Source organism: Arthrobacter sp. 10T413_2 (assembly GCF_056394205.1).
Map to the genome: position 1 here is coordinate 1 of NZ_JBFTHK010000166.1, position 9,386 is coordinate 9,386.

Below are 9,386 nucleotides of genomic sequence, written 5' to 3' on the forward strand. Positions count from 1 at the left end.
ATCCTCGGCGGAATCCTCATCAACTCGATCCTCCATGGCGGAGGCGGGGGTGGCGGCGGAGGCTGGGGCGGCGGCGGCGATTCCGGCGGCGGTTGGGGCGGTGGCGGCGACTTCGGCGGTGGCGGCGACTTCGGCGGAGGCGACTCCGGCAGTTTCTAGCCTTTTTTGCCCACGTGCTGCACGGCAACAGCCCCGAACCATTAGAGACCACGCCCAACGGACCGGACAGCGGATAGACCAAACAGCGGATAGAAGAGACACATCAACGGTTCACTGGAATCAGTGAGACAACTGAGCAGGACGAAAGGTAACACCATGGTTAAGCAGTCCATCTTCGGCCGCATGGCGCAGCTGGCGAAGGCCAACATCAACTCCTTGCTGGACCAAGCCGAGGATCCGCAGAAAATGCTGKACCAGATGGTCCGTGACTACACGAACAACATTGCGGAGGCTGAGTCCGCTGTGGCACAGACCATCGGCAACCTGCGTATGCTTCAGGACGACTACAACGAGGACATCCGCAAYGCCCAGGACTGGGGCAACAAGGCCCTCGCYGCGTCCCGCAAAGCCKACGAATACCGCGCCAAGGGCGACGTCGGTGACGCGGAGAAGTTCGACAACCTCGCCAAAGTTGCCCTGCAGCGCCAGATCGCCTCGGAAAACGAGGCCAAGTCCGCCGCGCCGAACATCGCAGCCCAGACCGAAGTGGTGGACAAGCTCAAGCACGGCCTTGACCAGATGAAGGGCAAGCTCAACGAACTGACCAGCAAGCGGAATGAGCTGGTGGCCCGGTCCAAGACCGTCGCGGCGCAGAGCCAGGTCCATGACGCCCTCAAGAGCATCAACATCATGGACCCCACATCCGAGGTAGGCCGCTTCGAAGAGAAGATCCGCCGCGAGGAAGCCAAGGTCCGTGGCCAGCAGGAGCTTGCCGCCTCAAGCCTGGACGCCCAGTTCAATTMGCTGGAAGACATGGGCGAGCAGACCGAGATCGAGGCCCGGCTGGCCGCGATGAAGTCCGGTGGCTCCCCCGCGGCCATCGGCACCGGCAACGGTGCTGCCTCCGGCTCCACGGTCGACGAGGCCGACTTCGACAAGCTCTAACCGGCCACCCGGCGCTCAGTGCCGGCGCCAAGGAACGAACCAGGGCCGGACTCCGGCGGCCCAGCCTGACACACCAGGTTCTGCCGCCGGGATCCGGCCCTTGTTGTGCCCGGACTGTGGCTCCCGCGTGTAGCGTGGACCCATGTCTGCGACCCTTGTCTGGCTCCGTGACGACCTCCGGCTGGATGACAATCCTGCGCTGACGGAGGCCGCCGCCCGGGGCACACCCCTGACCGTTGTCTATGTCCTCGACGAGGAATCGCCCGGCGTCCGGCCGCTGGGCGGAGCCGTGAAATGGTGGCTCCACCACTCCCTGGCCGCACTCGCCGCTGATTTGGAGGCCGCGGGTTCGCGGCTGGTGCTCCGCCGCGGCCCTGCCGCGCAGATCATCCAGGACCTCGCCGCGGAAACCGCTGCCGACGCCGTGCTGTGGAACCGCCGCTACGGTGCGCCCGAACGCGCTGTGGATGCAGGTCTGAAGACCTGGGCTACGGCGGAGGGCATCGGCGCCACAAGCTTCCAGGCCAACCTCATGTTCGAACCGTGGACCGTGCGGACCGGCAGCGGGGGGCCCTACAAGGTCTTCACGCCGTTCTGGAGGGCCTGCGTAGCCGGCCCCGAACCCCGTCTGCCCTTGGCGCCCCCGGGCCGCCTGCCGGMCCCGGCACGCACCGGCGACGGGCAGTTGCCTGCCAGCGAGCCGCTCGACGACTGGGGCCTGCTCCCCCGGCCACCCGACTGGAGCGCCGGCCTGGCCGCCACCTGGACACCGGGAGAAGCCGGCGCCCACAGCCGCCTGGCGGATTTCGTGGACGGGCCCGCGGCCGAATACGGCACCGGCCGCGATATCCCCGGCGTCGAAGGCACCAGCCGGCTGTCCCCGCACCTGCGCTTTGGCGAAATCAGCCCGTTCCGGATCTGGCACACACTGCGCGAACACTTTGCGCCGGGAGCACCGGCCGACGTCGGGATCTTCCGCTCCGAACTCGGCTGGCGGGAATTCTGCTGGCAGCTGCTCTACGAGAACCCGGACCTGGCGACCCGGAATTATCGGCCCGAGTTCGACCGCTTCGAGTGGCAGCCGCCCTCGGGAGCCGAGCTGGCGGCCTGGCAGGAGGGCGGCACCGGTTATCCGCTGGTCGACGCCGGCATGCGCCAGCTCTGGCACACCGGCTGGATGCACAACCGCGTGCGGATGGCAGCGGCCTCCTTCCTGGTCAAGAACCTCCTGGCCGACTGGCGGCTGGGCGAGGCCTGGTTCTGGGACACTCTGGTGGACGCCGATTCCGCGAGCAACCCGGCCAACTGGCAGTGGGTGGCCGGGTCAGGCGMCGATGCCTCGCCCTACTTCCGGATCTTCAACCYGGTCACCCAGAGCAAGAAGTTCGACGCCGCCGGCCGCTACCTCCGCGAGTATCTCCCCGAGCTCGCGGCACTGGACGACAAGGCCGTCCATGAGCCGTGGAAGGCCGACGGCGCCGCCCCCGGCTATCCGGCACCCATCGTGGACCTTGCCGAAACCCGGGCCAGGGCACTGGCGACCTACCAGCGGCTCAAGGACGGCTGAGGCCCGGCACCTGCCGCTACCGGGCCCGGGTGCGACMGCCGGACAACAGCTCAGGCGACGGGACAGGCAGGCAACGGAAAAGGCCCSKATCTGATGATCCGGGCCTTTCCTGTGCACCGCTGGTGCTTACTGGTTGCGGGGACAGGATTTGAACCTGTGACCTCTGGGTTATGAGCCCAGCGAGCTACCGAACTGCTCCACCCCGCGTCGCTTGATCAACACTACCGTACTTTCGGAGGCGCCATGACCACCTGCCCCCGCGGGCTCCTGCGCGGGGCTGATCCGGCACAGTCACGGAACGTGGCCGTGCACCAGGGCCTGGTGAGGGGCTAGGGCCCGAGGGACACCACACAGCGGCCCGGAGCTTAAAAGAAAAGGTCCGGAACACTGTTTCCAGTGTTCCGGACCTTTTCTCCAGTTGCGGGGACAGGATTTGAACCTGTGACCTCTGGGTTATGAGCCCAGCGAGCTACCGAACTGCTCCACCCCGCGTCGCACTATCAACTCTACCTGCCGGTGAACTTGAGGCCAAATCGAGGTGACGTGATGTGCATCTCGCCGCCCGCGTGAGCCGCCCGKAAAGCCCACAGGCCGGGACACCCTCTTCGTGAAAGGCAGTMCCGGCCTGTCTGGCCTTCCGGGCAACGTGCGCCCGGTCCTATTGCAGCGTTAGCCGCCGGCTGTTGCTGACGGGGTGGCCGACGGCGTGGGTGACGCGACGCMTGCCGGTGCCGGTGTCGGCGTCGCTTCCAGCTTCGCTTCGGCTTCGAGCGCCTTCTGCAGAGCCGCCGCGAGCTTCTTCTGCTGGTCACCGTATGTGGCGAAGTCACCCTTAGCGAGGGCGTCCTGGCCCGCCTTGATGGCAGCGTTGGCGTCATCGAGGGCGGCCTTCAGCTCCGCTTTGGCATCCGTGGTTCCGGGAGCCGGCGTGGTGCCTCCAGGGGTGGCCGGGGCTTGTCCCTTGTTCGCCGAGTCCCCTGCCGCCGCCCCGGAGTTTCCGCCGAACAGCTGGTTCAGTGCCTCGTTCAGCGTGGGCGCGAAGCCGATCTTGTCGCCGAACGCCACGAGGACACGTTGCAGTGTCGGGTAGGAGGTTTCACCCGTGGACCGCAGATAGACGGGCTGGACGTACACCATGCCGCCACCGACCGGCAGGGTCAGGAGGTTGCCGTTGAGCACCGCCGACGCACCCTGGCGGAGCAGGTTGAGGGCCTGCGAAACGGTGGGGTCGGAGTTGAACTTGTTCTGCGCCTGGCCGGGGCCGGGGACCTGGGTTTCCGGCGGGATCTGCAGGAGTCTGAGCTGGCCGTAGCTGGCCGCCTTGACGCCCTTCTGGTTGCCGGCGTCGGAGTCTGCGGCCAGATAGCCGTACAGCACGTTGCGGGCGTTGCCGTTGACCACCTGCGGGATGAACGATGAGGTCAGCTGGAACGCCGGCTTGTCCTGGTCGGGCATCTTCAGTGACATGTAGTATGGCGGCTGCTTGACTTCGTCCTGGACGGTGGGGTCGTTCGGGACGGACCACGCGTCATTGTTGGTGTAGAAGGCGTCCGGGTTGGTCACGTGGTAGCGGCCAAGAAGTTCGCGCTGGACCTTGAACAGGTCCTCCGGGTAACGCACGTGGCTCATGAGCGCACCGGACATCTCCGAATACGGCTTCAGGGCCGTCGGGAACACCTTCTGCCAGGCCTTCAGTACGGGGTCCTGGTCGTCCCACGCGTAGAGCGTGACGGAGCCGTCATAGGCATCCACCGTGGCCTTGACCGAGTTGCGGATGTAGTTCACCGAGCTGTTCGGCAGGGCTACCGTCCGGTTCGCGGCGGTCTGGGAGTCGGCCGTGGCGGCGGACAGCTGCTCCTGCTGGGAGTAGGGGAAGTACGGGCTGGTGGTGTACCCGTCCACGATCCACTTCACCCGGCCGTCGACGACGGCGGGGTAGGCGTTGCCGTCCACCGTCAGGTACGGCGCAACCTTCTCCACGCGGTCCCGCGGGTTGYGGTCGTAGAGGATCTGCGAGTCGGCGTTAACGCCGTCGGAGAGCAGCATGTCGGAGGACTGGAACTTGATCGAATAAAGGATCTTGTTGAAGAAGCTGCCGACGTTCGGGCCGCCGTTGCCGGTGAAGGTGTACTGCGTTTCGCCGTCGCCTTCCTTGGCCGCGGGGCGGTCCTGCTCGCGGTGGGGTGCGCCTTCCGGCGCGCCGACGATCGAGTAGTCTGGCGAGTTCTCGCCGAAGTAGATGCGCGGCTGGTAGGTCGTGTCGTTGCCGAGCACGCCGGTGGACGGGATGCCCGCCTGCAGGAAGTMCGGCTTGCCGTCCACGGTGAACGTGTTGCCCTTGGCCGCGACGACGCCATAGCCGTGCGTGTAGACCACGTGCCGGTTCAGCCAGGACTGCTGGTTGGTGGCGAGTCCATCCGGGTTGAGCTCACGGACCGCGATGACMGTGTCCTGGGTCTTGCCGTCGATCTGGTAGCGGTCCACGTTCAGAGCCTTGGGGAACTGGTAGTAGGGCCGGTACTGCTCAAGTTGCGAGAACGCATCCGAGATCAGGTTCGGATCCAGCAGACGGATGTTGGCGGTGGTCTGTGCATCGGGGGCCAGTGCACCGGTGGTGGCGTTGGTGGTGGCGTTGTACCGACTTTCCTGGACCTTGTCCAGGCCGTAGGCGGCACGGGTCATGGCGATGTTCCGCTTGATGTATTCGTTCTCCAGTGTCTGCTCCGAGGGCCGGACCTGGAACTGCTGGATGACCCACGGGTAGACACCGCCGGCCAGGATGGCCGTGATGACCAGCATGGCGGTGCCGATCACCGGAAGCCGCCACTTGCCGATCACTGCGGCGACGATGAAGAGCACGGCCACAAGACCCGCGGCCACAGCCAGGATGGACTTGGTCGGAATGACGGCGTTCACGTCCGTGTACAGCGCACCGGCCCAGCGGCCGCCGTTGTTCTGGACCGTGGAATAGCGGTCCAGCCAAAAGTTGACGCCCAGCAGCAGGAGGAAGGCGGCGCCCGTGACGGCAAGGTGGATCTGTGCGGCGCGGCTGGTGAAAATCCCGCGTTCCATGATCCGGATGCTGCCGTAGAGGTAGTGGGTCAGGATGCCGGCGAGTCCCGCGACCACCGTGACGCTGATGAGGAACCCGGTGACGAAGCCGAGGAAGGGAAGAGTCATAAGGTAGAAGCTGATGTCCAGGTTGAACTGCGGATCGTTCTGGCCGAACGGCTCCTGGTTCAGGAACAGGAGGACTTTTTGCCATTGGCTGGCGGCGGCGCTGCCGGCGAAAAGGCCGAAGAGTATGGGAATACCCACCATCACCACGCGCCGGATGGGTTCGAGCTGGACCTGGTAGCGGTTCAGGTTGTCCCGGATTTCCGAATCGGGGGCATAGACCGGCCGCGCGTGGTAGGCAATGCGGATGGCGAAGAAGACGGCGGCAAACATGACGGCGAACCCGGTCAGGAAAATCACGATCTTGGACACGTTTTCGGTCAGGAACACTTCGAAGAAGCCCAGCTGCTGGTACCAGAGGACATCCGTCCAGACATTGGCGAAGAAGATGAATCCGACCACGATCAGGGCCACGATGATCAGCGTTGGCGTMAGGGCGCCGCGTCGTGTCTGGGGTCTTCCGGGCGGGACAGTGCTGGCGGGACGGGACAAACTCGGTACCTCATAGCTGGTCGTCTACTGCGGGTTTTTAGTTATTCGTCGCTGCTGTGATTCAGTCCTGCGACAAAGTGCCGTATTGCAGGGTTGATGCATTCTAACGGCCTCCCCCGCCGTTCCGTCAGTGCCCTATAGCAGGGTCCCCGACGGACGGCAGYGGCCGTCATTAGTGCCACGAGTGACGCGGGTGCTTAGTTCCGCGGCMAGTCTAGTTGCTGGTGCACACGGGAAGGCCGGATGTGTCGCCGCCTGAAGCGGCGAGTTCAACTGCTTTGCGTGCGTCCGTGAGGTTCTCCACCTTGACGACTTGAAGCCCGCCGGGAATGTGGCCCACCACGTCCTCGCAGTTGGAAGCCGGCGCCAGGAACAGCGTGGCCCCGCCGGACCGTGCCCCCTGCATTTTCTGGGCGATCCCGCCGATGGGCCCCACGGCGCCGTCGGGGGAAATGGTTCCCGTGCCCGCGATGTGCTTGCCTCCGGTCAGATCCCCGGGGGTGACAGTGTCAATGATGCCGAGGGCGAACATCATGCCGGCACTGGGGCCGCCGACCTTGTCGAGGGAGATCTTGACGTCAAAGGGGAAGGTGAACTTGTACTGCAGTATGACGCCGAGGATGTAGCGGCCGGCACTGTTCTTGGCCGGCGTGATGGTGGCGGGCACTTGGCTGCCGGCACGGTCCACGATGACCTTGACGGGCTTACCGTTGCCTGCGGCCAGTTCTGCCTGAACCACGCCGAGGGACGTGATGGGCTTGTCATTGATCGAGACCAAAACGTCGCCCGACTGCAGCAACCCCTTCGAGGCAGAGTCGTCCGGGAGCCMGGMGACCTGCATTTTCTGCTCGAACGGGATGTTMAGTTMTTTCAGTGCCGCGGCGACGGCGTTCTCCTGGGAGGTCGTCATCGCCGTGGCGCTCTCCTGCTGGGATTGTTCCTTCGTCACCCCGGTCKGGAACAGCAGTTCCTGGGGGTAGACGGCCTTGGCGCCGTTGAGCCACGCGGAAAACGCCTCGAAGACGCTGACCGGACCGTTGGGGCCGCCATCGACATAGACCGTGGTGAGATCCAGGTTGCCCTTGGCGGGAAAGGTCTCGTGGCCGGTGACGCTGATGACCGGCTTGCCGTTGTCCTCGCCGATGGTGTTKAACGTGGGCCCGGGAGACTCGACCACGTAGGGCACCGGCAGGATCACCGCGGTGATGCCGAGCGCCAGGGTCAGCAGCCCCGAGACGAGCATGGCTGACGAGCGGTTGTCGCGCTTCCGCGKGGCGCCGGTGCCCGGAAGGCGCATCCTTCTGCCCCGGACCGGCCCGGCCGCGGGGTCGCTGGCGGGCTGCTCACCTTGGGTGATTGTCATTGAACGACCTCTCCGTGCCGGCGCGGGGGCGGCGGCCCCTAACGGGATTCCTGACAGGACAATCCTGTCAGGACAAGCCTGCCAAGGCATCCTGACAGGACGCCTTGAGCCCGCACCTGCGCCACAGCCTAACCCGAGGCTGCCGCGTGCAAATATTCCAACTTCCAAGACTACGCGTTGGKCGGCCCGGAAGGCTCTTTGCCTACAGCGAACGTGGCGCGGTTTCGGCAGACAGCCGCTCTTGCAGGGGGGTACCGTGAAGTTGAGAAACAGCCACACCGACGATCGGCGGGATCATGACCTCCAACCCACTCAATCCGTCCAATGGCGACGAGGAACCCAAGGATCCCCTGGCAGAAATGCTCAAGAACCTGATGGGCGGCCAGGGCATGGGCAACATCGACCCCGCTGAACTCGCCAAGGCCGCCGGCCTCCCGGACGACCCGAACCTCCTGGCCCAAATGTTCTCGCAGGTGCAGGCGATGATGAGCGCTCCGTCGGAGGGGCCCGTCAATTGGCAGCTGGCGCATGAGAACGCCCGGCGCGTGGCCGCCAGCGGATCGGACCCCTCGGTCACGTCCCAGCAGTCGCGCGAGGTCGACGAGGCCCTGCGGCTCGCCGAGCTCTGGCTCGACCAGGTCACGGGGCTTCCCGCCACGGGACTGATCGGCCGGGCCTGGTCCCGTGCCGAATGGGTCGAGGAAACCCTTGGAACGTGGAAGCGGCTGACCGAGCCGGTCGCCAACAGCATTGCCAACGCACTTTCCGCCGCCATGACCGAGCAGATGCCCGAGGAAATGAAATCCATGATGGGTGGCKCCTCCTCGATGATCCAGAACATGGGCGGGGCGATCTTCGGCATGCAGCTGKGTCAGGCGATCGGTGCCCTCTCGGCCGAGGTGGTCAGCTCGACGGACATCGGCGTTCCCCTGGCCGACCTCGAAATGGCGCTCCTGCCGGCCAATGTGGCGAAATTCGGTGAGGGCCTCAGCCTGCCCGAGAACGACATCCGCCTGTTCCTGGCAGTGCGCGAGGCAGCCCATGCCCGGCTGTTCGTGCAKGTCCCGTGGCTGCGCGGACATCTCCTCAGCGCGATCGAGGCCTACGCCCGCGGGATCCACATCGACACGTCCAAGATCGAGGAACTGGCACGGGACATCGACCCCAGCAACCCGGAAGGCATCCAGGAGGCGCTCTCCCAAGGTGTCTTCATGCCGCAGCGCACGCCCGCCCAGGAACAGGCCCTCGAGAAGCTGGAGACGGCCCTCGCCCTGGTGGAGGGCTGGGTGGACGAACTCACGTGGGGCGCGACCGAGAAGCTGCTGCCCTCCGCCGCCGCACTGCGCGAGACCGTCCGGCGGCGCAGGGCCACCGGGGGCCCCGCGGAGCACGCGTTCTCCTCCCTCGTGGGGCTTGAGCTGCGGCCGCGCCGGCTCCGCGAGGCCGMCACGCTCTGGGCTTCGCTGAAGGCCGAACGCGGGATCGAGGGCCGYGACGCCGTCTGGCAGCACCCTGATCTGCTGCCCACGGCGGAGGACCTGGATGATCCGCAGGGCTTCAGCGAACGCCGCAAGCTTGCCGAAGCCAGCGACAGCGATGTCGATGACGCCCTGCAGAAGCTGCTGAACGGAGGCTTCGACGAGCCCGCTGACACTGGTTCCGCCGCTTCCGACGCCTCTGCCT

At 65.9% G+C, this 9,386-nt stretch carries 5 protein-coding genes and 2 tRNA genes; 3 read left to right on the forward strand and 4 right to left on the reverse strand.

All coding sequences use genetic code 11. The features are described from left to right. Positions 1-315 precede the first annotated feature (315 nt). Together AC1DBQ_RS18990 and AC1DBQ_RS18995 are read left to right on the forward strand one after the other, a co-directional pair. Positions 316-1,104, forward strand: a complete 789-nt coding sequence (locus tag AC1DBQ_RS18990) for a PspA/IM30 family protein (protein ID WP_476929987.1) — start codon at positions 316-318, stop codon at positions 1,102-1,104. Between the two features lie 142 nt (positions 1,105-1,246). Continuing rightward, positions 1,247-2,671: a cryptochrome/photolyase family protein gene (locus AC1DBQ_RS18995; protein ID WP_476929988.1), complete on the forward strand. Its 1,425-nt coding sequence runs from the start codon at positions 1,247-1,249 to the stop codon at positions 2,669-2,671. Between the two features lie 130 nt (positions 2,672-2,801). Here AC1DBQ_RS18995 and AC1DBQ_RS19000 read toward each other — a convergent pair. The 4 genes from AC1DBQ_RS19000 to AC1DBQ_RS19015 all read right to left on the reverse strand — a co-directional run bounded on the left by AC1DBQ_RS19000 (position 2,802) and on the right by AC1DBQ_RS19015 (position 7,703). Beyond that, a tRNA-Met gene (locus AC1DBQ_RS19000) sits at positions 2,802-2,878 on the reverse strand. A 211-nt stretch (positions 2,879-3,089) separates the two neighbouring features. Further along, a tRNA-Met gene (locus tag AC1DBQ_RS19005) sits at positions 3,090-3,163 on the reverse strand. A 177-nt stretch (positions 3,164-3,340) separates the two neighbouring features. Continuing rightward, positions 3,341-6,340 carry a UPF0182 family membrane protein gene (locus tag AC1DBQ_RS19010; RefSeq protein ID WP_476929989.1) on the reverse strand — a complete coding sequence of 1,000 codons (3,000 nt, stop codon included), beginning with the start codon at positions 6,338-6,340 and terminating at the stop codon, positions 3,341-3,343. 214 nt (positions 6,341-6,554) lie between these two features. Further along, complete coding sequence (locus AC1DBQ_RS19015; protein WP_476929990.1) at positions 6,555-7,703, reverse strand: YlbL family protein; 1,149 nt, start codon at positions 7,701-7,703, stop codon at positions 6,555-6,557. 296 nt (positions 7,704-7,999) lie between these two features. Between AC1DBQ_RS19015 and AC1DBQ_RS19020 the strand changes: the two genes are divergently transcribed. Continuing rightward, positions 8,000-9,386: zinc-dependent metalloprotease (locus AC1DBQ_RS19020; RefSeq protein WP_476929991.1), on the forward strand; the 1,387-nt coding region annotated here is incomplete at its 3' end.